This window comes from Streptomyces spiramenti (genome assembly GCF_012034385.1).
GTDB lineage: Bacteria > Actinomycetota > Actinomycetes > Streptomycetales > Streptomycetaceae > Streptomyces > Streptomyces spiramenti.
This window is the reverse complement of sequence record NZ_JAAVJB010000021.1, coordinates 19,428-42,267: the sequence shown is the minus strand read 5'-3', so window position 1 is coordinate 42,267 and position 22,840 is coordinate 19,428. Positions and strand designations below refer to the sequence as shown.

23 protein-coding genes are annotated in these 22,840 nt (G+C 72.1%); 5 read left to right on the top strand and 18 right to left on the bottom strand.

Annotation, left to right across the window (positions count from 1 at the left end; all coding sequences use genetic code 11):
- Positions 1–191: hypothetical protein (locus HCJ92_RS05060; RefSeq protein ID WP_167932196.1), on the bottom strand; the 191-nt coding region annotated here is incomplete at its 3' end.
- 73 nt (positions 192–264) lie between these two features.
- Complete coding sequence (locus HCJ92_RS05055) at positions 265–459, bottom strand: hypothetical protein (RefSeq protein WP_167932195.1); 195 nt, start codon at positions 457–459, stop codon at positions 265–267.
- A gap of 246 nt (positions 460–705) precedes the next feature.
- Here HCJ92_RS05055 and HCJ92_RS05050 point away from each other — a divergent pair, with 246 nt between their 5' ends.
- The 3 genes from HCJ92_RS05050 to HCJ92_RS05040 all read left to right on the top strand — a co-directional run bounded on the left by HCJ92_RS05050 (position 706) and on the right by HCJ92_RS05040 (position 3,909).
- The gene (locus HCJ92_RS05050) at positions 706–1,944 is read left to right on the top strand and encodes a MurT ligase domain-containing protein (RefSeq protein ID WP_167932194.1); all 1,239 of its coding nucleotides are present in this window, start codon (positions 706–708) and stop codon (positions 1,942–1,944) included.
- 29 nt (positions 1,945–1,973) lie between these two features.
- Positions 1,974–2,702 carry a type 1 glutamine amidotransferase gene (locus HCJ92_RS05045; RefSeq protein WP_167932193.1) on the top strand — a complete coding sequence of 243 codons (729 nt, stop codon included), beginning with the start codon at positions 1,974–1,976 and terminating at the stop codon, positions 2,700–2,702.
- 166 nt (positions 2,703–2,868) lie between these two features.
- Positions 2,869–3,909, top strand: coding sequence for a cytochrome c oxidase assembly protein (locus HCJ92_RS05040; protein WP_167932192.1), 1,041 nt, complete (start codon positions 2,869–2,871; stop codon positions 3,907–3,909).
- Between the two features lie 91 nt (positions 3,910–4,000).
- On the opposite strand, the gene HCJ92_RS05035 is transcribed toward HCJ92_RS05040, so the two are convergent.
- From HCJ92_RS05035 to HCJ92_RS05005, 7 genes are all read right to left on the bottom strand, one after another.
- Positions 4,001–4,759 carry a UTRA domain-containing protein gene (locus HCJ92_RS05035; RefSeq protein WP_167932191.1) on the bottom strand — a complete coding sequence of 253 codons (759 nt, stop codon included), beginning with the start codon at positions 4,757–4,759 and terminating at the stop codon, positions 4,001–4,003.
- Between the two features lie 69 nt (positions 4,760–4,828).
- A complete protein-coding gene (gene deoC, locus HCJ92_RS05030) occupies positions 4,829–5,545 on the bottom strand; it encodes a deoxyribose-phosphate aldolase (protein ID WP_167932190.1) in 717 nt (238 codons plus the stop codon).
- A gap of 88 nt (positions 5,546–5,633) precedes the next feature.
- Entirely contained in the window at positions 5,634–6,089 is a 456-nt protein-coding gene (gene rbsD, locus HCJ92_RS05025; protein ID WP_167932189.1) for a D-ribose pyranase, read from the bottom strand.
- The gene (locus tag HCJ92_RS05020; protein WP_167932188.1) at positions 6,086–7,681 is read right to left on the bottom strand and encodes a sugar ABC transporter ATP-binding protein; all 1,596 of its coding nucleotides are present in this window, start codon (positions 7,679–7,681) and stop codon (positions 6,086–6,088) included. The genes rbsD and HCJ92_RS05020 overlap by 4 nt, the downstream gene beginning before the upstream one ends.
- Positions 7,681–8,703: a sugar ABC transporter substrate-binding protein gene (locus HCJ92_RS05015; RefSeq protein WP_167932187.1), complete on the bottom strand. Its 1,023-nt coding sequence runs from the start codon at positions 8,701–8,703 to the stop codon at positions 7,681–7,683. The genes HCJ92_RS05020 and HCJ92_RS05015 overlap by 1 nt, the downstream gene beginning before the upstream one ends.
- Before the next feature lie 90 nt (positions 8,704–8,793).
- Positions 8,794–9,795, bottom strand: a complete 1,002-nt coding sequence (locus HCJ92_RS05010) for an ABC transporter permease (RefSeq protein ID WP_167932186.1) — start codon at positions 9,793–9,795, stop codon at positions 8,794–8,796.
- The gene (locus HCJ92_RS05005; protein ID WP_167932185.1) at positions 9,792–10,742 is read right to left on the bottom strand and encodes a ribokinase; all 951 of its coding nucleotides are present in this window, start codon (positions 10,740–10,742) and stop codon (positions 9,792–9,794) included. The genes HCJ92_RS05010 and HCJ92_RS05005 overlap by 4 nt, the downstream gene beginning before the upstream one ends.
- Before the next feature lie 547 nt (positions 10,743–11,289).
- Here HCJ92_RS05005 and HCJ92_RS05000 point away from each other — a divergent pair.
- Together HCJ92_RS05000 and HCJ92_RS04995 are read left to right on the top strand one after the other, a co-directional pair.
- Complete coding sequence (locus tag HCJ92_RS05000; protein WP_167932184.1) at positions 11,290–11,889, top strand: DoxX family membrane protein; 600 nt, start codon at positions 11,290–11,292, stop codon at positions 11,887–11,889.
- A 116-nt stretch (positions 11,890–12,005) separates the two neighbouring features.
- Positions 12,006–12,974 (top strand): fibronectin type III domain-containing protein, encoded by a 969-nt coding sequence (locus tag HCJ92_RS04995; protein ID WP_338054028.1) that lies wholly within the window; start codon positions 12,006–12,008, stop codon positions 12,972–12,974.
- Positions 12,975–12,986: 12 nt separating this feature from the next.
- Here HCJ92_RS04995 and HCJ92_RS04990 read toward each other — a convergent pair whose 3' ends face one another.
- The 9 genes from HCJ92_RS04990 to HCJ92_RS04950 all read right to left on the bottom strand — a co-directional run bounded on the left by HCJ92_RS04990 (position 12,987) and on the right by HCJ92_RS04950 (position 22,828).
- Entirely contained in the window at positions 12,987–13,724 is a 738-nt protein-coding gene (locus HCJ92_RS04990; protein ID WP_167932182.1) for a class I SAM-dependent methyltransferase, read from the bottom strand.
- 87 nt (positions 13,725–13,811) lie between these two features.
- Entirely contained in the window at positions 13,812–14,738 is a 927-nt protein-coding gene (locus tag HCJ92_RS04985; protein WP_167932181.1) for a DUF6807 domain-containing protein, read from the bottom strand.
- 166 nt (positions 14,739–14,904) lie between these two features.
- Positions 14,905–16,209: a Gfo/Idh/MocA family oxidoreductase gene (locus HCJ92_RS04980; RefSeq protein ID WP_167932180.1), complete on the bottom strand. Its 1,305-nt coding sequence runs from the start codon at positions 16,207–16,209 to the stop codon at positions 14,905–14,907.
- 61 nt (positions 16,210–16,270) lie between these two features.
- Complete coding sequence (locus HCJ92_RS04975) at positions 16,271–17,557, bottom strand: ABC transporter substrate-binding protein (RefSeq protein WP_338054027.1); 1,287 nt, start codon at positions 17,555–17,557, stop codon at positions 16,271–16,273.
- A gap of 24 nt (positions 17,558–17,581) precedes the next feature.
- Positions 17,582–18,427 (bottom strand): carbohydrate ABC transporter permease, encoded by an 846-nt coding sequence (locus HCJ92_RS04970; RefSeq protein WP_167932201.1) that lies wholly within the window; start codon positions 18,425–18,427, stop codon positions 17,582–17,584.
- A 67-nt stretch (positions 18,428–18,494) separates the two neighbouring features.
- Complete coding sequence (locus HCJ92_RS04965; protein WP_167932179.1) at positions 18,495–19,490, bottom strand: carbohydrate ABC transporter permease; 996 nt, start codon at positions 19,488–19,490, stop codon at positions 18,495–18,497.
- Positions 19,487–20,659 (bottom strand): Gfo/Idh/MocA family protein, encoded by a 1,173-nt coding sequence (locus HCJ92_RS04960; protein ID WP_167932178.1) that lies wholly within the window; start codon positions 20,657–20,659, stop codon positions 19,487–19,489. The genes HCJ92_RS04965 and HCJ92_RS04960 overlap by 4 nt, the downstream gene beginning before the upstream one ends.
- Positions 20,656–21,786, bottom strand: a complete 1,131-nt coding sequence (locus HCJ92_RS04955; protein WP_167932177.1) for a mandelate racemase/muconate lactonizing enzyme family protein — start codon at positions 21,784–21,786, stop codon at positions 20,656–20,658. The genes HCJ92_RS04960 and HCJ92_RS04955 overlap by 4 nt, the downstream gene beginning before the upstream one ends.
- 115 nt (positions 21,787–21,901) lie before the next feature.
- Complete coding sequence (locus tag HCJ92_RS04950; RefSeq protein ID WP_167932176.1) at positions 21,902–22,828, bottom strand: NAD-dependent epimerase/dehydratase family protein; 927 nt, start codon at positions 22,826–22,828, stop codon at positions 21,902–21,904.
- Between the last annotated feature and the right edge of the window lie 12 nt (positions 22,829–22,840).

Below are 22,840 nucleotides of genomic sequence, written 5' to 3'. Positions count from 1 at the left end.
ACCGCGGCCAGCGGCAGCCGCCGGTCGCGCGGGGTCGCGCGCCAGCGGGCGAGCGCCCCGGCGCCCAGTCCGCGCAGCCCGGCCCAGAGCAGTCGGGGAAGGGCGGACGGGGCGCCGAGGTCGTTCGGGTTGCGGACCGCCTCGACCAGGCCGGTGGTCCGCGTGGACAGGGAACGGATCTTCTCCAGCACCGGATACCTCCGCGGGGGCCGGCCGGCGGCGGTGGGAGCGCCCTGCCCCCGCCCGCCACCGGGATCGGACGGGTCAGGGGGCGATGCCGCCGAGGAGGCTGGCGAGGCTGTCGCTCCCGGCCTGGATGCTCGGTGCGATCGCGGTTCCGGCGAGGTAGAAGCCGAACATGGCGCAGACCGCCGCGTGCAGCGGCTTCATGCCGTCCTTGCGGAAGAAGAGGAACATGATGATCCCGAGAAGGACGACGCCGGAGACGGACAAGATCATGGGAACTCCTGATGTTGCGGCACGCAGGTCACTCTCCGCACCGTAATGCGCACCATCGGTGCACAACAGTTGATCGGATCATATGGGTGACCAGTGGGGCGAAAGCCGTGGACGGGCCCGAGGTGTGCGCGTCGCGGCCGGCGCGAGTGCCGCACGCCACTCGGCCCGCCGCGGCGCCGCGAGGCAGAGGCACTCCCCGAGGTCGATAGGGTGGGCCCCACCAAGGGGCAAGGAGGAAGAGAGACGATGACGGAGAGCACTGAACCGCTGTCGCCGCGCGCCAGGTTGGCAGTGACGGCGGGTAAGGCAGCGGCAGCCGTGTCCCGGGCCGCGGGCCGCGGTAGCGGGTCGGTGATCGGGGGCAGGGTGGCCCTGAAGCTGGACCCCGACCTGCTCGCCCGTCTGGCCGGGCACCTCGATGTGGTGCTGGTCTCGGCGACCAACGGCAAGACCACGACCACTCGGCTGATCGCCGAGGCGCTGCGCGCCGGCGGCCCGGTGGTCTCCAACGCGCTGGGCGCCAACATGCCGGCAGGCATCACCTCGGCGCTGGCCGGGGGTTCCGAGGCGCGCTACGGCGTCATCGAGGTGGACGAGAAGTACCTCGCCGGGGTCGCCCGCGACGTCACGCCCAAGGTCATCGCCCTGCTCAACCTCTCCCGGGACCAGCTGGACCGCGCGGCCGAGACCCGGATGCTCGCCGAGCACTGGCGCACCGGCCTGGAGGGCTCCACCGCCACCATCGTCGCCAACTGCGACGACCCGCTGGTCGTGTGGGCCGCCTCCTCCTCCGCCCATGTGGTGTGGGTGGCCGCCGGGCAGGAGTGGAAGGACGACGCCTGGTCCTGCCCCGCCTGCGGCGGTGTGCTCCAGCGCCCGGACGACGGCTTCGTCTGCGGCGAGTGCGGCTTCGCCCGCCCCGAGCCGACCTGGGTGCTCTCCGGCGACCACGTGTTGGACCCGCACGGGTCCGCCTGGCCGATCCACCTCCAGCTTCCCGGCCGCGCCAACAAGGCCAACGCCGCCTCCTCGGCCGCCGTCGCCGCGGTCTTCGGTATCGCGCCGCAGGTCGCCCTGGAGCGGATGTACGCCGTCGCCGCCGTCGCCGGCCGCTACGACGTGGTCTCCTACCAGGAGCGCGAGCTGCGGCTGCTGCTGGCGAAGAACCCGGCCGGCTGGCTGGAGACCTTCTCGCTGATCGACCCGCCGCCCACCCCGGTGGTGCTCTCGGTCAACGCGCGGGGCGCCGACGGCACCGACACCTCCTGGCTGTGGGACGTCGACTACACCCGGCTCGCCGGCCATCCGATCGCCGTGATCGGCGACCGGCGGCTGGACCTGGCGGTCCGACTGGAGGTGGCGGGACTGGAGTTCACGGTCCACGACACCCTCCAGCAGGCGATCGGCGCGCTGCCTCCCGGCAGGATCGAACTGATCGCGAACTACACCGCCTTCCAGGACGTCCGCCGCGTCGTGGGCAACTGACCCTCCACCACCCGAAGGGACGTCAAGCCATGACTGACACCAGCCTCCGCGTGGTGTGGATCTACCCCGACCTGCTGTCGACCTACGGCGACCAGGGAAACGTGCTCGTCGTGGAGCGTCGCGCCCGGCGGCGCGGGCTCAAGGTCGACCGGATCGACGTCCGGTCCGACCAGCCGATCCCGACCTCGGGTGACATCTACCTGATCGGCGGCGGTGAGGACCGCCCGCAGCGGCTCGCCGCCGAGAGGCTGCGGCGCGACGGCGGACTCCAGCGCTCCGTCAACAACGGAGCCATCGTCTTCTCCGTCTGCGCCGGCTACCAGATCCTCGGCCACGAGTTCGTCAACGACCTCGGCAACCCCGAGCCCGGCCTCGGCCTCCTGGACGTCGTCAGCGTCCGCGGTGAGGCCGAGCGTTGCGTCGGTGACGTCCTCGCCGACGTGGACCCCACCCTCGGACTCCCGGAGCTGACCGGCTTCGAGAACCACCAGGGCGTCACCCACATCGGTCCCGGCGCCCGCCCGCTGGCGACCGTGCGGCTCGGCAAGGGCAACGGGATCGGCGACGGCAACGAGGGGGCCTGGGCCGACACCGTGTTCGGCACCTACCTCCACGGTCCGGTCCTCGCCCGGAACCCGCTGGTCGCCGACCACCTGCTGAAGCTCGCGCTCGACGTCAACGCGCTGCCGCCGGTGGACGACCGCTGGTACGACGCGCTGCGCGCCGAGCGCATCGCGTCCGCCGCCCAGCCCGCCTGAGCCGCGGCGCCACTCCGCGCGACGCGTCCCGCCGCCCGCACCCCGCTCCGGGGCGCGGGCGGCGACGTGTCCGCGCTGCGGTCGGCCCCGACGGCCCCCGCGCCGAGGAGCGCGACGGTGCGATCTATGCTGGTCCGGGCAATCGGTACGGAACGGGAGCGGCCGGATGGGACACGGCGATCACGGTGGCGCGGACCTGCCACCGTTCAGCTACGCACGGGCGTTCGAGATCAGTCCGGACCCGGTCTTCCTGATCGGGTCCCTCGCGGTCCTGGGGCTCTACCTCTGGGGCGTCGCCCGACTGGTATCGCGCGGCGACCGCTGGCAGGCGGGCCGGACCACCTCGTTCGTGCTCGGCATCGTCTCGGTGCTGCTGGTCACCTGCACGGCGCTCAACGACTACGGCATGGTGCTGTTCAGCGTCCACATGACGCAGCACATGGTCATCAGCATGCTCTCGCCGATCCTGCTGCTGCTCGGCGCACCGGTGACGCTCGCCCTGCGGGCGCTGCCCGCCGCGCCGCGCGGGCGGACGGGGCCGCGGGAGCTGCTGCGCTCACTGCTGCACAGCGGCTACGTGCGCGTGATCTCCAGCCCGCTGTTCACCATCCCGATGTTCATCGCCAGCCTCTACGGGCTCTACTTCACCCCGCTCTTCGACTTGCTCATGGAGAGCGCCGCCGGCCACCTCGCGATGATGCTGCACTTCCTCGCGATCGGCCTGGTGTTCTTCTGGCCGATCATGGGAGTGGACCCCGGCCCCCACCGGCCCGGCCACGTCATGCGCATGCTGGAGCTGTTCGCCACCATGCCGTTCCACGCCTTCTTCGGCATCGCGCTGATGATGGGCACCTCGCCGATGATCGCGACCTACGCGGATCCCCCGGCCTCGCTGGGCGTGGATCCGCTGGCCGACCAGACGGCGGCCGGCGGCATCGCCTGGGCCTTCAGCGAGATCCCCACCGTCATCGTGCTGATCGCCCTCGTCATCCAGTGGCACGCCTCCGAGCAGCGCCGGGCGCGCCGCAGCGACCGGGCCGCCGACCGCAACGGCGACCGCGAACTGGAGGCGTACAACGCCTACCTCGCCTCGCTCCGTACCGGGCCGAGCACCCCGGGTCGGCCGCGGGCCGACCTCCCCGGCTCCGACCGGGCCCGCCCCCTCGGCCGACGCCCCGAACAGCGTGGCGCCGGGCACCTCGGGTAGCTCCTCCGCCGGTCGCCGCCGTCGACGGGCGCCGCCGTCCCTGTCGTAGCCGCCGCGCGCACACCCCCGCGGGGCGCGCGGCGGCTTCGTCTCAGCGGCGGCGCAGCAGCGAGGTCAGGTGCAGACGGCCGCTGTGGATCCACACGTCCGAGTACTCCACCGGCCGGTCGTCGGCCAGGTAGGTGACCTGCTGGAGGTACTGCACCGGTGCGCCCTCCACCAGTTCCAGCGCCGCCGCGACCTCGGCCGAGGCCGGCTCGGCGCTGAAGGTCCGGCGGGCCGCCCCGATCTTCAGCCCGTAGCTGCCCTCCAGCACCCCGAAGAGGCTGGAGCGTTCGAAGTCGACCTCCTCGATGCCGGGGGTGAAGTCCGTGCGGACGTAGTTGAAGAGCAGTGCCACCGGGCCGTCCTCGGTGCTGCGCAGCCGGACCAGCTTGAGTACCCGGCCGCCAGGGGCCAGGTCGAGCAGGGCGGCGACCGGCCGCGGGGGCGACAGCGTCGCCGACTCCAGGACGCGGGTGTCGGTGACCACTCCCTGGCTGGCGAAGTCCTCGGAGAGGGTGCTCAGTTTCTGCGCGATGGCCGGTTCGATGGTGGTGGAGGTCACGAAGGTGCCTCGTCCGCGCACCTGCCGCAACAGCCCCTCGGCGATGAGGGTGGCCAGTGCCCGCCGCACGGTGCCGCGGCTGACGCCGAACTCCTGGGCCAACTCCGGCTCGCTCTTGAGCCGGTAGTGGGCGGGCCACTCCCCGGCGGCGATGCGGGTCCGGATGTGCTCCGAGATCTGGACGTGGATCGCTGTCGGGACATCGCGCTTGATGCCCGCCGGCTCCTCGTCGTCCGCCGTCACCCTCACCGTGCTCCTTCCGGGAGTTCACCCGCGTGGGCCGTGCCCGCACGGGCACGGCCCTTCACCTGATCAGTAGCTCTTGGTCCCGGCGTCGGCCGAGGAGGTCACCAGGGCGATCCCGGCGCTGGTGCCGAGCAGCACCGCCCCGGCCCGCAGCAGATCCACGGCCTGCTGGTAGCCGGTGATCGCACCGGACGCCTTGACCCGGACCCCCTCGCGCGCCCGCTCCACAAGGTACCGAACGCTCGTCGGGTTCGCGGTCTCGATCTGCCCGCTGCTGGCGTTCTTGAGGTACGCGGCGCCCGCGTCCTGCGCCAGTTCGACGGCTGTCTCCTTCTCCTCGTCGGTGAGCAGCGGCAGTTCGAGCATCACCTTGACCGGGCCGCCGAACGCCCGGACCACACCGGCGATGTCGTCGCGGAACTCCTGGTGGCGACCGCTCTTGAGCCAGCCGATCTGGACGCCGATGTCGAGCTGGGTGGCGCCGAGCCGTGCGATCTCGGCGGCCTCCGCGGCCTTTCCGGCACTGGTCATCACCCCGACGGTCGGGAAGTCCAGGGCGGAGGCGACCTCCACGCCGGTGCCGGCGAGTTCGGAGCTGACCACGGGGACCCACGAGGCGGGGACCATCGCCGCGTTGAAGCCGTACTGCGCGGCCTCCCGTGCGTGGGCGACCATGTCCTCGCGGGTGGCGCGGGAGTCGATACGGGTGTGCTGGATGTACCGCGCCAGCTCGGCGGCGGCGAGGTCCGGCTCGGCGGGCGCGGTGGTCGAGGTCTCGGACATGTCTGGTTCTCTCTCCATCTGTTCGGTGGCGGTGCGGGCGGGGCCGACGGGCCCGCGCCCGGACGGCCGGGGTGGGGGTGCGGTGCGGTCAGAGCTTGTCGGCGTAGTACGCGGGGGCGACGACGCCCTCACCGCCGAACCAGCGGGGCACGTCGACGCCGCAGAAGAGGCCGATGTTGCCCCAGGGCTCGAAGGCCCCGGTGCGGACGACGACCTTGGCCGCGCGGGCGACCTCGCCGAGCATGTCCGCGTGGGTCCGGGTGGTGAACGCCGCGTCGGTGAAGCGCTCCTGCAACCAGGAGTCCAGCAGCGGGTTGTTGCTGGGCACCTCCTCGGCGCGGACCACGCCCTCGACGACCAGCTCGTCCGCCACCAGCCCGAGGACGGTGCGCAGGTCGGGCAGGTTCTCGCTGATCGCCAGGTCGATCCGCTCCGCTTCCCGGGGCACGGGGAACCCGGCGTCCACGACGAGGACGAGGTCGGTGTGGCCCAGGGTGGCGAGGGCGGCGCTGAGCCGGTCGTTGAGGATGCCTCGACGCTTCATGGTGTGGTTCCTTCCGGTGCGTGGTGTCCGGCGGCCGGTTGCTCGTCGGCCGCCTCGGCGGCGCCGGCGGGCCCGGCGCCGGTGGCCAGGGTCATGATCGATTCCTCGGTGGCGGTTGCCGTCGCCACGGTCTCCACCAGGCGGCCCTCGCTGAGGACGGCGATCCGGTCGGTGACGGCGAGGAGTTCGGGCAGGTCGGAGGAGGAGCAGAGGATCGCCAGCCCCCGGTCGGCGAGGGCGAACAGCTCCTCGTAGATCTCCGCCTTGGCGCCGACGTCGACACCGCGCGTCGGCTCGTCGAGGATCAGCACCCCGGGGTTGATCGACAGCCAGCGCGCCAGGACGGCCTTCTGCTGGTTGCCGCCGGAGAGGTTGGTGATGGGCTGGTCCAGCGACGCGGTCTTCACCCGCAGCTTCTTCGCCTGGTCGGCGGCGTTGCGGTCGAACGCCCGCCGACGTACCAGCCCGAACCGGGAGAACAGCTTCGTGGTGAGGGCGCCGACGTTGCGGCCGACGCTCATGGTGGTCAGCAGCCCCTGCGCCCGGCGTTCACCGGGGACGAAGGCCAGCCGCCTGCCGACGCTGGCGATCGGGTCGCGCCGTTCGTACGGGCTGCCGAGGACCTCGACCTCGCCGCCGGTGCCGCGGTCGCCGCCGAAGATGTTGTGCAGCAGCTCGACGCGCCCGGAGTCGGGCAGTCCGGCGACCCCCAGGATCTCCCCGGGACGGACCGCGAAGCTGATCCCGCTGTGCCGCCGCCCGCTGAGGTCGCGGACGACGAGGGCGGGCGGGCCCTCGGGGGCGCCCTGGTGGCCCGCCCGGGCGGTGACCTCCGCCAGGTCCCGGCCGACCATCGCGGCGACGGCGCGGTCGGGGCTGGTCTCCGCCCGGCTCCACCCCGCGACGTGGGTGCCGTCGCGGAGCACCTGGATGTGGTCGGCCAGCCGGAAGACCTCGGGCATCCGGTGCGAGACGTACAGCATGGTGACGCCCTGGCCCTTGAGCCGGTCCATGAGGACGAACAGCCGCTCCGCCTCCGCCGGGGTGAGCATGGCGGTGGGCTCGTCGAGGATGAGCACCCGGCAGCCGCGGGCCACCGAGCGGGCGACGACGATCAGCTGCTGGGTGGCGAGGTCCAGCGAGCCGACCGACGCCGACGGGTCGAGGTCGAGGTCGAGCTCCGCCAGCAGTTCCCGGGTCCGGCGCAGCATGGCGCGGCGCGAGGGGAACCAGCGTCCGCCGGGCTCGACGCCGGAGAGCACGTTCTCCGCGACGTTCCGGTCCTGCAGGAGGCTGAGCTCCTGCGGGACGATGGCGACGCCGTGCCGCGCGAGCACGGTGGCGGGGTCGTGGGAGGTGACCTCCTCCCCGAACACCGTCACGGTGCCGGCGCTGGGCGGCTGGAGACCGGCGAGGATCTTCAGCAGGGTGGACTTGCCGGCGCCGTTCTCCCCGAGGAGCGCGGTCACCTCGCCCGCGGGGACGTCGAAGGAGACGTCGTGGAGGGCGCGGACCGGTCCGAAGTTCCGTCCCAGGCCGGTGACGCGCACCGCCGGTCCGCCTCGTGCGCCGGCCGTGGCCGGGGCGGTCATCAGTCCTCCACCGGGGTGTCGTCCAGGTTGTCCTTGGTCACGAACTCCGAGCCGGTGTCGACGCCGCTGATCTCGGTGCCGTCGACCGCGAAGTCGTGGAGGACCTTGACGGCCTGGTACCCCTGCTCGGCGGGGTTCTGGCTGATGGTGAAGTCGACGACGTCGCTCTCGATGTACTGGGCCGTGGCGGTCAGCACGTCGAAGCCGACGACGGCGATCCCGTCGGCGTTGCCCGACTCCGCGGTCCACTTGGCGGCGGCCGTGGTGGAGCAGCAGTCGAGGCCGGCTATGGCGGCGACGCCCGTCTGGCCCGCCATGGTGGACTCGACGGTGTTGTACGCGGCGTTGGGCTCGTTGCCCACGTTCACCGGTCCCACGATCTCCAGGCCGCTGCCCTCCAGCCCGTCGCGGAAGCCGCCGAACCGGTCGTGGGACCAGCCCGCGCCGGTGTCCACGGAGAAGACGACGACCTTGCCCGTCGCGTCCTCGCCCAGGACGTCGAGCAGCTCCCTGGCCTGGGATTCACCGGAGCCGCGCAGGTCCTGGCCGACGAAGCCCATCTGGCGGGAGTCCGGGTTGTCGGTGTTGAAGGAGATCACCGGGATGCCGGCGTCGTACGCCTGGGCGATGACGGGTCGCAGGGCGTCGCTGGAGGCCGAGGAGACGGCCAGCCCGTCGACCGCCTTCTGCTGGATCAGGGTCTGCAGCTCGGAGACCTGCTGCCCGGCGTCGCCGCCGGTGGGCCCGATGAGCTGCACCTCGGTGCCGAGCTCCTCCCCGGCGCGGTTCATGCCCTGGCTGATCGGCGTGGCGAAGGCGAGTGAGGGGTCGTGGTAGCTCAGCTTGATCCGCAGCGGGTCGCCGTTGTCGACGCGCTCCTGGATGTACGAGGCGAGTTCGAAGCCCTCCTCGGAGCCGCCGCTGTCGGCGGCGGTGACGGCCCCGCACCCGGCGGCGAGCGCGGCGGTGGCGGTGACGGCGGCGGCCGTCATGACGGATCTGACGGTGGTGCGGAAGGACATTGCGGCTCCTGTGTCACATGCGCGGGTTTCCGGGGGCGCGGGGACGCGTGAGCGACCGGGCGCGGTGTGGGGGAGGAGAGGGGACGGTCGCTAGGCGCGGGTCTTGCGTCTGCGTTGCCAGGTGTCGGCCGCGACGGCGGCGACGATGACCAGACCGGTGACGACGGTCTGCCAGAAGGACGAGATTCCCTTGATGTTGAGGATGTTCTGGAGCAGTCCGATGAAGGTGACGCCGATGACCGTGCCCCAGACGGTGCCGGACCCGCCGAACAGGGCGGCGCCACCGATGATCACCGCCGAGATGACGGTGAGCTCCAGGCCGCTGCCGGTGACCCCCTGCACGTAGGAGAGGAAGGACAGTCCCAGCACACCGGCGAGCGCCGCGGTGAATCCGGAGAGGACGAAGGCGCTCAGCTTCACCCGTTTGACGTTGATGCCGACCAGCCGCGCCGCCTCCTGGTTGCCGCCGACGGCGTAGCTGTTGAAACCGAGCCGGGAGCGGGAGAGCAGCACCACGCCGATGGCGGCGACCACCGCGAAGATGACGAACTGCATGGGCACCACGCCGAACAGGCGGCCCTGGCCGAGGAGGCTGAACTCGGCGACGCCGGGCATGCCGTTGTTCAGGGAGATCGGGGCACCGTCGGAGATCAGGAGCGCCACGCCCCGGTAGACGCTGAGGGTGCCCAGGGTGACGATGAAGGACGGCACTCCCAGCAGGACGACCGCGAGACCGTTCAGCAGACCGGCCAGCGACCCGACGGCCAGTCCGATGAGGGCCGCGATCGGCCAAGCGATCCCGTCGGCGATGGCCATGCCGGTGCAGATCGCGGAGAGCGCGTAGACGGAGCCGACCGAGAGGTCGATCTCGCCGTTGACGATGACGAAGGTCGCGCCGACCGCCATGATCCCGATCTGGGATATCTGCTGCCCGACGGAGAGCAGGTTGTCGGAGGAGGCGAAGCCGGGGGAGAGCACCACGCCGAGGAGGAAGAGCAGCACCAGGGCGGCGAACACCCCCGCCTCCCGGGCGTGCAGCAGTCTGCGCAGGTCGGGGACGAACCCCCGCGCCGGCGCGGTGGTGGTGGTCATGCGGTGTCGTTCCTCTCGGCGTGGGTGCGGTCCGTGTCGTGGGTCGGCACGGCCGTGAGCTGTTCCGGTGTCGGCAGGGCGGGGATCACGCCGGCGACGGTGACGGCGTGGGCCCCGGCCGCTGCGGCTCGGGAGACGGCGTCGGCGATGTCCTCGCCCGCGGCCAGGGCGACCGCCAGCGCGGCGGTGAAGGCGTCGCCGGCACCGGTGGTGTCCACCACGCGGCTGACCGGCCGGGCCGGTACCTCCCGCACCCCGGAGCCGTCGTCGACGAGTGCGCCGAGGCCGCCGCGGGTGAGTACGGCGGTCCCGCCGGTGCGTTCCCGCAGCCGGGCCACCAGCTCCCGGTCGGTCGGCACGGCGTCCTCGTCGAGACCGAGCAGGACGGGGGCCTCGGTCTGGTTGGGGGTGATCACGTCGACGAGAGGCCAGACCTCGTCGGCCAGCGGCCGGGCTGGGGCGGGGTTGAGCAGGGTCGTCGTCCCGCACTCCCTCGCCACGCGCAGCGCCCCGAGGACGACGTCGGCCGGGATCTCCATGGAGACGACGAGGACGTCGGCCTCCGCGATCGCCGGGCGGAAGGGGGCCAGGTGGTCCGGGGTCAACCGGTCCAGGGCGCCGGGGGCGATCGCGATGCGGTTCTCGCCGGAGGGCTCGACCAGGATGAAGCCCACCATCGTCGGGGCGTCCGCCGTGACGACGTGGGAGGAGTCCACCCCCTCGTGGGCCCACAGGTCGCGGGCGGCACGGCCGTAGGTGTCGTCCCCGACGGCGGTGAGCAGCGAGACCCGCGCACCGAGCCGGGCGGCCCCGATCGCCTGGTTCGACCCCTTGCCTCCGGGGCCCTCGTCGAACTCTCCGCCGGAGACGGTCTCACCCGGCGCGGGTGACCGGGGCACCCGCATGGTGAGGCCCGCTCCGTAACTACCGACCACTGCGATCCGCATCGAACGCACACCCCGCTTTGTATGGGGACAACCATGAACATGCGCAGCGTATGTACAGGCATGTCCCTGGTCAATAGATGTTTCACGGCGGAGTTTCTGCGCGTTTCCGCGACCGACACCTCCCTGCGGTGGGCGGCGGTGGCCACCGGCCGCGCGTGGCGGGGAGGGGCGCGCGCCCGTCCGTGGCCCGTCGGCCGGGTAACTCGGCTGCTGTGCAGCTCGCATGATCAGGCGTCAGTCCCGGCCGCCGGCGTTCCACGGGGCGCGTGCCGGGCCGGTGCCGGCGCCCGGCGGCGGTCCGGGCCGATCGGTCGGCGGTTTTCGGTCGTCCTCGTGGCCCTCGGGTCCGCCGGGGTGATATCGACGCAGGTGGGAGACGTATGGCCGCGTCCGGGCAGGGAGCTGTCCCGGCCGAGACGGTTCCGGGGGTGTGGGGGAGTCACGCCGGGGTACAGGACGGGCGATCAGGTCGGCGGGCGGAGTCGACTGGTCAGGGCGGATTCAGCACGCGTTTGACGGCCCCCCCCCGACCGGAAGGACCTCCCCCATGTCAGTCCAGCCTGCCCCTGCGCCCACGTCGTCGGCCCCGCGCGAGCGGCGCCGCGAGGGCACCGCGGTCCCCGAGCCGCACACCACCCCGGCCCGGGTGCTCGCGGTCCTCCGCATCGCCACCGGCCTGCTCTTCCTCTGGGCGTTCCTCGACAAGACGCTCGGGCTCGGCTACGCCACTCCGACCGAGTCAGCCTGGGTCAACGGGGGAGCTCCTGCCGCCGGTTACCTCGGTGGGGTCTCCGCCGGCCCGCTGCAGAGCACGTTCAACGGCTGGGCCGGGGCGGTGTGGGTGGACTTCGCCTACATGGCCGGGATGCTGGGACTGGGAGTCGCCCTGGTCGCCGGGATCGGTCTCCGTCTCGCGGCGGCGGGCGGCACCGTGATGATGCTGATGCTCTGGACCGCCGAGTGGCCGGTCGCACGGGTGCTCGCGGACGGTTCGCCCACCATGTCCCCCAACCCGGTGGTCGACGCGCACGTCGTCTACGCCCTGGTGATGGTGGCCATGGCCGTCTGCGCGGCCGGTCGCACCTGGGGGCTGGGGCGGGCCTGGGAGCGGGCGCCCCTCGTGCGTCATCACGCCTGGCTGCGCTGACCCGCCCGGCGGAGGTCGGGGCGGCGCCCGGTGCCGGGTGCCGCCCCGACCCTTGCCCCGCCGCCCCCGAGCCGCCATTGTGGTCCAGACCTTTACTCCGGTTGGAAGGTACGACCGTGACACGGACCCCCCACACCGCCGTGCTCGCCCTCATCCTGCTGCTGGGCCTCGCCCTCACCGCCTGCGGTGGCGATGCCGCGGGCCGGGAACGCCCGCCCGCCCCCTCCGGGGTGACCGCGCAGGCCACCAGCTCCTCCACCGTCCACGTCATGTGGCACCGGGCCGACCCCGCAGCCGGCGTCACCGGGTACACGGTGCACCGCGACGGCGAGGAGGCGGCGACCGTCGGAGCGGAGGAGTACATGGTCGACGTCACCGGCCTGGAACCCGCCACCGCCTACGACTTCACGGTCCGCTCGAAGGGACCCGCCGGACAGTCCGGTGAGAGCCGCGCCGCCGCCACCACCACCCTGGGCGTCGAGACCGACGACGACGAACCACCGACGCCCCCCGGTGAGCTGACCGGCACGGCGGACGGTCCGAGGACGGTCACCCTGACCTGGGAGCCCGCGGAGGACGACGTGGGCGTCACCGGCTACGAGATCCACCAGAGCGGAACGGCCATCCACAGCGTTCCCGGTGAGGAGACCGGCACCCTGGTCACCGGGCTGCGCCCCGGAACGGACTACGTGTTCACCGTGGTCGCCCGCGACGCCGGGGACAACGTCTCCGGGCCCGGCCCCGAACTCCGGCTGACCACTCCCGGCGCGGACGACGCGGGGGAGAGCGGCACCGCGACAGCCCCCCGGGGGCTCGAAGCGCGCCCCGGCTCCGCGCCCGCGACCGTCGAGCTGAGCTGGACCCCGCCGGTGACGGGAGCCGCGGTACTGGAGTACCAGATCCACCTCGACGGGGAGTTCACCACGACGCTGCTGTGGGGAGCCGACGCCCCGGAGAGCAGGATCACCCACACGCTCACCGTGGACGAGCCCGGCGCCCGCCACGCGGTGACCGTGCGCGCGAAGCTCCCCGACGGCCACTGGGGCTCCTTCACCCCGGCGGTCCGGGCCACCGCCGCCCCCTGAGGCCCGCGAGCCTCAGCCGCCCGTTCCCGACCGGCGGGCGACGAAGACCCACTCGCCGCCGGGCCGATCCGGGGCGTCGCGGACCTCCGCCACCGTGAACCCGGCGGCGGTGAGGTCGTCCCCGACCTCGTCGCGCTCCCGGAACCGCAGCGTGGAGTCCGAGGTCAGCGTCACGCCGTCCGAACCGAAGACGTAGTGCCACCGGAACGAGACGAGTGGGCCGTCGACCGCCGTGACCTGCACCCAGTTCTCCACCGGGCCGACCCCCGGCACCTCCGACACCCGGTGGGTGCGCTCCCGCGTCCACCGCTCCCACACCCGTCGGGCGGGGACGCGCGTCTCGAACACCAGCCGGCCGCCGGGACGCAGCGCCGCGCGGGCCCCGCGCAGGGTGCCCGCCCAGACGTCCGGCTCGACGATCGCCTGCGCCACGTTGGCGGTCATCGTCGCCAGGTCCACGCGCAGCGGCGGCAGCACGGTGGCGTCTCCCTCGATCCAGCGCACCCGGTCGGCGCCGGGCTTGGCACGGGCCACCGTCAGCGACGCCGGCGCCGGATCGACGCCGGTCACCTCGACGCCGTCCTCCGCGAGCAGCAGTGCGAACACACCTGTCCCGCAACCGATGTCCAGGACCCGACGTGCGGCGAACTCCTCCGCCATCCGCAGGTACGGCACCAGGTCACCGCGGTCGGGATCGAGCGGGTCGTAGACCGCGGCGAGTCGCGGGTGGGAGAAGATCGCATCGGCCATGGCGCGGAGGTTAACGGGCCGTGCCCCATCGCCGCCACGGCATTGCACCGTCACCCGGCAGCCGACCGGCCGGGTGACGGCCGGGGTTCACCAGGCCAGCTGCGCCAGGTACTTCTCGGTGCGCTCGCGCTCCCAGGCGCCGTCGGCGATCACCACGCGGTAGCGCCGGACCAGGGACTCGCCCGGGGGCAGCACCAGCTCGTCGAAGAACGCCCAGGAGGGCGCCACCGCGGCGAACGGGTCGCTGCGGACGAACCAGTGTGAGGGGTGCTCGGCCCCCGAACCGTCCTGCCCGTTGGCGGGCGCGTGCTCGAAGACGACGGTGGCGTGACCGTCGATGCCGTCGAACTCACCGGAGTAGGACAGCCAGGCGCCCTGGCTGCCCATCAGCTCCTGGCCCTCGCCCTCCGGCCCGAGGACCTTCCCGTTGCGGAAGGCCCGCGGGCCGCGCCAGAACAGCCCGGTGTACCCCGCCATCTCGCGCCCGGCGGTCGTCGGCGAACCGAACCGCAGCTCCTCGCCGCGCACGTTGGTCATCGTCGAGGACCAGGTCAGCGTCCACGCCCCGGCATCCGGGTCCACCTGGTGGGCCTCGATGCGGCGCCGTTCCTCGACCCAGCCGTCGCCGTCGTGGTTGCGCCAGGTCAGCCGCTCCGCGATCACGGCGCCGTCCTCGGTCTCCGTCAGCCCCTCGAACCCGTCGTGCTCCATCGAGCCCAGGCGCTCCGGGAACGGCTGGTAGCCGACCGGGTGGACGTAGCAGCGGCCACCCCAGATGTTCTGTCCCGAGAGGTGGGAGGCGGTCAGCTGGAGGCCCTTGTGCCAGCGGTGGTCGTTGGGGCGGTAGTCGGTGACGACTCCGCCCGAGAGGGTCCGCAGCGGATGGAGGTACGGCTTGGGGGCCTCCCAGGCCGCCTCCGGGCGGTAGACGTAGGAGAAGAGGGTGACGTCCTGGTGCCGCAGCTCGACGCGGTCGCCGGGTGTGTGGGTCAGCCGCAGGTCGGGCCGGGTCATGGGGTGCCTTTCGTCGGTCGGGGCGTGGGGTTGCGGGGCCTGGCGGCCACCGGTGGTGACGTGCCGGAGCCGCCGGCGGCCACCGCGGCCCGACGGGCCGCCGGCGGCCGTCGACGGCACCGGGAAACGCGGAGCGGCGGCACCTGTCGGCGGGTGCCGCCGCGGGTCAGGCGCCGGACGCCTCCGGCGTCAGCCGCGTCCCGGAGTCGGTCAGCGTGACGGGGACGCCGGTGCGGGCCGAGCGGCTCGCGGCGGCGCCGATCAGCACCGAGCGGATGCCGTCGCGGAAGCCGGCCTGCCGGGCCAGCGGGTCCTGGCCCGGTCCCCGGAAGACGTCGTTCAGCAGCAGCTTGTCGCCGCCGCCGTGCGCGCCCTCGCCGTTGCGGATCGGCAGCTCCTCGGCCTGCTTCCAGTGCTCCTGGACGGTCAGGCGGTCGAAGGCGCCCTGCGCGTTGGCCTTGCCGGTGGCGGAGGGGTCCACCGCGTCCTGCGGCGGGGTCCACGACCGCTCGCAGACCTCCAGCTCCAGCCGCCCCTTGGTGCCGTTGACCGTCACCCGGTAACCCTCGTGCGGGGCATGGGCGTTGAGGGAGTAGGTCAGCAGCGCCCGGTTGTCGTAGCGGACCAGCACGGCCATGTTGTCGTCGATGGTCACGCCCGGGGCGAAGACGTCCTGGTCGCGGACGTACCCGTCCTCCGCCTCGGCGTCCAGGTACAGCCGCTTCAGGCGGGCGTCGGCGCCGATGTCCAGCAGGAACGGGTCGGTGCCCAGGCCGGGCGCGCCGTGGGAGCGCTCGGGCCGGGGGCCCTCGATGTTGCCGTCGCCGTAGAACCGCAGGTCCGCCTGGGCGAAGACCATCTCGGCGCGGGCGTCCAGCCACCAGTTGACCAGGTCGAAGTGGTGGGTCGACTTGTGCACCAGCAGGCCGCCCGAGGACTCCCGGTCGCGGTGCCAGCGCCGGAAGTAGTCCGCGCCGTGGATGGTGTCCAGCGTCCACTCGAAGTTGACGCTGGTGACGTCGCCGATGCGACCGGAGGCGATCGCCTCGCGCAGCGCCGTGTTGCGCGGCGAGTAGCGGTAGTTGAAGGTGACGACGATCTCGCCGGAGCTGCGTTCGGCTGCCGCGGCGATGGCCTCGCAGCCGGCGGCGTCCACGGTCAGCGGCTTCTCCACCACCACGTCGCGGCCGGCGTCGAGGGCGGCGACCACGTAGTCGGCGTGGGTGTTGTCCACCGAGGTGACCACGACCGCGTCGCAGTGCTCCAGCATCTGCTGGAAACCGTCGGGCCGGAAGGTGGGCACGGCGGAACGGCCGGTGGCCGCGATCCGCTCGTTGTAGAAGTCCATCCGGGTCTGGTTGGTGTCGAGGAGAGCGGTGATCTCCCCGGTGTCGCTCCAGTCACCGAGCAGCGCGTCGACGTACATCTGCGCGCGGTGGCCGAGGCCGACGAATGCGTAACGGCGGGTCACGGGTGGTCTCTCCTCGTGCGGTGGTTCGAGATGCTTCGGTACCGCCCACCCCCGGGTCCGGTCAGCTGAGGGTGCCGTTCGCCTCGGAGACGAACTGCGCGGCGGCCTCCTGCGGCGTCATGCGGCCGAAGTAGACCTCCTCGCTGTAGCGGGTCAGCAGGTTGGGGATCTCACCGGCGCCGCTGGGCAGCGCGGTGGGCGGGGTGTCGGTCTCGTCGCTGATGTCCTCCAGGAAGGACAGCGACTTCTGGTCCTCCTCGGGCAGCCCGTCGCGGACGGCGTCGAGCACGGAGGAGTTCATCGGGAGACCGCGGTCGGAGCCCTGGATGGCGCCGGCCTCGGGGTCGTTGACCAGGAAGTCGACCAGCTTCGCGGCGGCTTCCTGCTCGGGGGAGTTGCCGCTGACGGCCCAGAACATGGTCGGCTGGAGGAACATGCCGCCGCCGCCTCCGTTGCCGGCGTTCGGCATGCGGAGCAGCTCGACGTTCTCACCGGAACCGGAGGAGAGCGTGCCCAGCTGGTTGGTCCACCACATGCCCATGCCGCCGGTGTTGGTGGCGATCAGCGAGGTCTCGACGTTGGAGCCGATCTCGACGCTGCGGGGGCCGTCGGGGGAGGCGCCCTGGTCGATCTGGTCCAGCTGGTACTGGAACCAGTCGGTGACGGTCTCCTCGGTGATGCCGAGCTGGCCGTCGGTGTAGAACTCCTCGCCCTGCTGGGCGGAGAAGACGCGCAGCCAGGCGTCGTTGTTGCTGATCTGGGTGCCGTAGATGCCGCTGTCGCTGACGTCGGTGAGCTCGGCGCTCAGCTCCAGGTAGTCCTCCCAGGTCCAGGCGGTGTCGTCCGGCAGTTCCAGGCCGGCGTCCTCGAAGACCTTGGTGTTGGCCATGATGGCGAAGGCGTTGGCCCCGGTCGGAATGCCGTACTGGGTGCCGTCGATGGCGCCGGACTCCAGCAGCTCCGCGTTGAGGTCCCCGGTGTCGACCTTGTCGCCGAGGTCGGCCATCACGCCGCCGCGGGCCAGCTCGCCGAAGCGGCGGATCTCCACGGCGAACACGTCGGGCGCGTCGTTGGAGGCGACCTGCGTCGTCAGCTGGTCGTAGTAGGAGTCGAAGGTGGAGTACTCGGGCTGGATCGTGATGCCCTCGTTCTGCTCCTCGAACTTGGCTATCGCCTCTTCGGTGATGCGCTGGCGGTGGTCGCTGCCCCACCAGGCCACGCGGAGGGTGATGTCGCCGTCCTCGCCGCCGCCGCTGTTGCCGCCGCCGCAGGCCGTCAGGGTCATCGCGCCGACCACCGCGAGGGCCGGCAGCACTCTGCGGGTCAGGTGCTTGGTGTGAGTGGTCACTGAACTCTCCTTTGAATTCTCTAACTACTTCAGACCCGAGGTGGCGATACCGCGGACCAGGTATTTCTGGCCGGCCAGGAAGAACCCGAAGATCGGGCCCAGTGCGATGACCGACATGGCGAACATCGGTCCCCAGGAGGAATCCCCGCTGGAGTCCAGGAAGGTCCGCAGTGCGACCGGGACGGTGTGCATGTCCGGGTTGGTGAGGAAGATCAACTGGGACAGGAAGTCGTTCCAGGTCCAGATGAAGGTGAAGATCGCGGTGGTGGCGAGCGCCGGCGTGGAGAGCGGGATGATGATCCGGCTGAAGATCCGCCAGTGACCGGCCCCGTCGATGAGGGCGGCCTCGTCGAGGTCACGGGGGAGCGTCCTGATGAACTGCACCATCAGGAAGATGAAGAACGCGTCCGTGGCCAGGAACTTCGGCACGATGAGCGGGTAGAACGTGTTGATCCAGCCCAGCTCCGAGAACAGGATGTACTGGGGGACCAGGACCACGTGCAGCGGCAGCATGATCGTGCCGAGCATCACCGCGAACCAGAACTTCTTGAACGGGAACTCCAGCCGGGCGAACGCGTACGCCGCCAGCGAGCAGGCCAGGAGGTTGCCGACCACCGCACCCGCGGTGATGATCGCGGAGTTGAACATGTAGTGGCTGAAGGGGTGCCGCAGCGCGTTCCAGCCGGCGATGAAGTTGTCGAAGGTGATGCTCGTCGGGATGAGGCCCTGCTCGCGGAAGATGACGTCCTCGGGCTTGAGCGAGGAGGAGACCATCCACAGCAGCGGGTAGAGCATCACCAGGCCGAAGAGGATCAGCCCGATGTGGGTGAACACCCTCCGCCCGCGGAACCACAGCAGCACGCGTGCCATGGCGGTGTCGTTGAGTCCCGCGCGGTCGGCGTCCTTGACCTTGAGCCCGCCGCGGTCGGTGTCGTGGTTACTTGTCACTGTAGAACACCCAATACTTCGACATCAGGAAGTTCACCGCGGTCAGGACGGCGATGATGAGCACGAGGACCCAGGCCATCGCCGAGGCGTAGCCCATCTCGAAGGAGTTGAAGCCCTTCTGGTAGACGTACATCGTGTAGAAGAGCGTGGAGTCGGCCGGGCTGCCGTTGCCCCCGGAGACCACGTACGCCTGGGTGAAGGACTGGAAGGCGCCGATCAGCTGGAGCACCAGGTTGAAGAAGATGATCGGGGTCAGCAGCGGCAGGGTGATGGAGAAGAACTGCCGCATCGTGCCGGCGCCGTCGATGCTCGCCGCCTCGTAGTAGCTCGGCGGGATCTGCCGCAGGCCGGCGAGGAAGATGACCATCGGCGAGCCGAACGTCCACACGTTCAGGACGACCAGGGTGCCGAGCGCAGTGGAGGGGTCGCCCACCCAGCTGGTGCCCTCGTACCCGAAGAAGCCGAGGAACTCGTTGAACAGGCCGTCCGCGCCGAAGACCTTCCGCCACAGGATGGCGATGGCGACGCTGGAACCCAGCAGCGAGGGCAGGTAGTAGACCGAGCGGTAGATCGACAGACCCCGCACGCCCCGGTCCAGGACCAGCGCCAGCGCCAGCGCGAACGTCAGCTGAAGCGGCACCGACACCAGCACGTAGATGGTGGTGTTCGACAACGCCTTGAGGAACCGCGGGTCGTCGAAGAACATCTGACGGTAGTTGTCGAAGCCGACCCACCCCCAGTCCCGGATCAGGTGGTAGTCGGTGAACGACAGGTACAGCGACGCCAGCAGCGGGATGGACGTGATGGCGATCAGGCCCACGAACCACGGCGCGAGGAACAGATGCGCGATCAGCGCCTCTTTGCGGCGGCGCTTCTTGATCTGCAGGGTGTGGTGGCTGGTCACACCGCCCGGCGGGTTGCCCGCGGCCGAGGCCTGGGGCGTCGCCGGGTCCGCCTGGGGCGGCCTCTCCTGGATGTCGGTCATGCGGCCCTCCCGGCCAGTGCGGCGAACCGCGGTAGTTCGGAGTAGAGAGCGAGCTGTTCGGCCGCCTCCGTCACCACTTCGGTGATCCCGGGGATCACCCGGCGACGGGCACCCCCCTCACCCGGCAGGTCCTCCGCGGGCAGCTGCCGGGGGTCGGGCGCGGTACGCACCGACTCCAGCACCCGCATGAACCCCTCGGTGGAGGCCAGCGGGACCAGCAGGGGGGCCGGGTCGGCCGCGCCGTCACGCGCGGCGGCCAGGTGGGAGAGGAGGTTGCGCAGCAGCACGGCCCGCCCGTGCGTGGTCTCCTCGGGTTCCGCGCCCGGCCGCGTGAGGCGGACCCGGTCCTCGGTGTACCAGTAGGAGATGCTCCCGGCGTCGCCGTGCACGGTGATGACGGGGGGCTGCTGCACCGGCGCCGCCAGCGTCGCGGCCACCACCAGCGGTCGGCCCTGGGCCAGTCCGCCGGAGGTGTGGACCCGCACGCACGAGGTGTCGTCGGTCTCGTTGTCGAAGGCCCGGTAGAGCTCGGTCTCGACCGATTCCACCGCGCCCCCGTCCAGCGCCAGCACGGTTGCCACCGCGTGCGCCAGAGGATTGGTGAGCGCGCCGTCCACGACGTCGACGCCGTCGAGGCGTCGGCGGCCGGCCCAGGGCGCGCGCTGGTAGTAGGCCGTGTCCCGTGACCAGGCGGCGTGTGCGCCGATGCCGCGCACCGTGCCGATCGCCCCGTCGCGGACCAGGTCGCGGACCCGGTCCGGGGCACCCGACCCGAGGGACTGGAACCCGACCTGGCAGACGCGGCCCAGCTGGTCCGCGGCCTCGCGCAGCGCGTCGAACTCCGCCAGTGAGACGGCGGGGGGCTTCTCCAGCTGGAGGTGCGCCCCCGCCTCCAGGGCGGCCAGCCCCAGGGCGGTGTGGGTGTGCAGCGGGGTGGCGATGACGGCGACGTCCGCGCCGGTCTCGCGCACCAGCGCACCGAGGTCCGGGCCGTGGACCGGGGTCCCGAGGCCCTCCAGCATCTCGGCGGGCACCGGGCGGAGGTCGCAGACCCCCACCAGGGTGGCGGCGCCCTCGGCGGTGAGTTCGCGGAGCACGGGCAGGTAGTTCCGCCCGTATCCGTGCACTCCCGCGAGGACGACGCGCTGCGGCTCTGGGGTGGTGTTCATGGCGTCGTGGACTCCCACGGTGCGTCGGCGAAGTGCATCCCGTGCCCGGCGCCGCCGGACAGGTGCGCGGTGCCGCCTTCGATGCGCATCGGGTACGGCTCGCGCAGCAGTCCCAGTGCCGCGAAGGAGGCGTCCTCGATGTCCTCGACCATCGCCGGCAGCGGCAGGGCGCACGCCAGCTGTGCCGACAGGTCGGGCAGCAGGTGCGGGTGGAGCGGGACCGTGAAGACCCGGGCCAGTTCCGCGATGCGGAGGAAGGGGGTGATGCCCCCGACCCGCGTGATGTTGGGCTGCACCACGTCGCAGGCGCCGGCGACCAGCAGGTCGCGGAAGCCCTGCACGGTGCGCACGTTCTCCCCGACCGCGACCGGCACCCCGGTGTCGCCCCGCAGCCGGACGTGCGCCTGCACGTCGTCGGCGGGCAGCGGCTCCTCGATCCAGTGCAGGTCCAGGGGTTCGAGCGCGGTGAGCGCCCGCTTGGCCCGCGGCAGGTCCCAGCGCTGGTTGGCGTCCACCATCAGCAGCGCGTCCGGGCCGATGACCTCTCGGACCGCGGTCACCCGCTCGACGTCGACCGCGACGTCCGGGTTGCCGACCTTGATCTTGACGGCCTTGAGGCCGCGGTCCGCCCAACGCTGCGCCTGCGCCACCAGCTCCGCCAGCGGGTAGTGGAGGTTGACCCCGCTGCCGTAGACCGGGACGGTCTCGCGGCGGCGGCCGATCGCGTCGGCGAGGGTGAGGCCGGCCGTACGGGAACGCAGGTCCCACAGCGCGATGTCGACCGCGGAGAGCGCGAGGGTGGTGATCCCGCCCGCACCCGCCTCGTGGACGTGCTTCCAGGCGGCGTCCCAGACGGTCTCCGGGTGGGCGGGCAGCCCGATCACCGCGTCACGGACGTCGGTGGTGAGCAGCGCGTGCACCGCGGCGGCGCCGATCTGCGGGGTCCAGCCGAATCCGGTGCCGGTGCGGCCGTCGGAGAGGGAGACCTCGCAGACCACCACATGGTTGGCGGGGACGGCCGCCCCCCAGGGGCGGCTCAGCTCCGCGCTGCTGACGCCGGCACGGAGACCGGTGATGACGGGGAGCTCCGCCGAGGCGGTGGCGTTGGCGGTCGCGGGGGCGGTCATGACCCCTCCTTCACGACGGCCGGGGCGGAGCCGGCGACTGCCGGGTTCCGCGGGGCGGAGGTGGCGGCGGCGCTGTGAGCACGCCGGCGGCTTCCTCCCCAGGGCCCTGTGTGGTTCATGTGCTGGGGACCTCGTCCTTGGTGCGGATCACGTCGTGCTCGGGCAGCTCGGTCCGCCAGCTGCGCTTGGGGCGCCAGCCGATGAGCCGCTCCGCCTTGGCGGTGGAGAAGACCGGGTCGGTCCCGGATACGGACTCCGCGAACTTCTCGGTGCCCGGGTGGAAACGCGGGAGCAGCGCCGCGACGGGCTCGCGGGAGAGCGCGTCCGGGGCCCCGGCGAAGAAGACCTCGCCGTTGGGGATCTCCGGCAGCGCCCGCAGCAGCTGCTCCACCATCTCGGCGCCGTCTCGGGCGTCGAGGTAGTTGAAGAGCGCCTGTCCGGAGATCTCCGGGGAGTCCAGACGTTCGGCGATGGTGTGACCGGTCTGCGTGCTGGCGCCCGTCCACTCCTCCGGAGCGACGACGAAGCAGGGGCGGACGGCGGCGAAGCGGACCTTCCCCGCGGCGGCCAGGGTGAACGACCGCATGGCCTGCTCGGCGGCGGCCTTGGAGAGGCTGTAGGCGTTCCACGGCCGAACCGGGTGGTCCTCGTCCAGCGGGAGGTAGTCCGGCGTCCAGCCGCCGGGGGCCCCGTAGCCGATGACGGTCGGGCTGGAGGCGATGATCACGCGCTCCACGCCGAGCTGCACCGCGGCCTCGCAGACGCCGAAGGCAGCCTGGGTGTTGACCCGGTAGGTGAGTCCACCGCTGTGGCTGAAGGGCGCGGCGATCGCGGCGAGGTGCACCACGGCCTGCGGGCGGTGGCGGGCCACCACCTGGAACGCCTCGCCCACGTCGGACACGTCCGCCGACTGGACCGCGGCGCAGGGGCCCGCGTCGCCGGGGCGGAGATCCACCCCGACCACCTCGTGTCCCGCGGCGGCCAGACCGGCCACGACACTGCGGCCGAAACGCCCGGCACTACCGGTGACAAGTACCTTCATCGGAACTGCTTC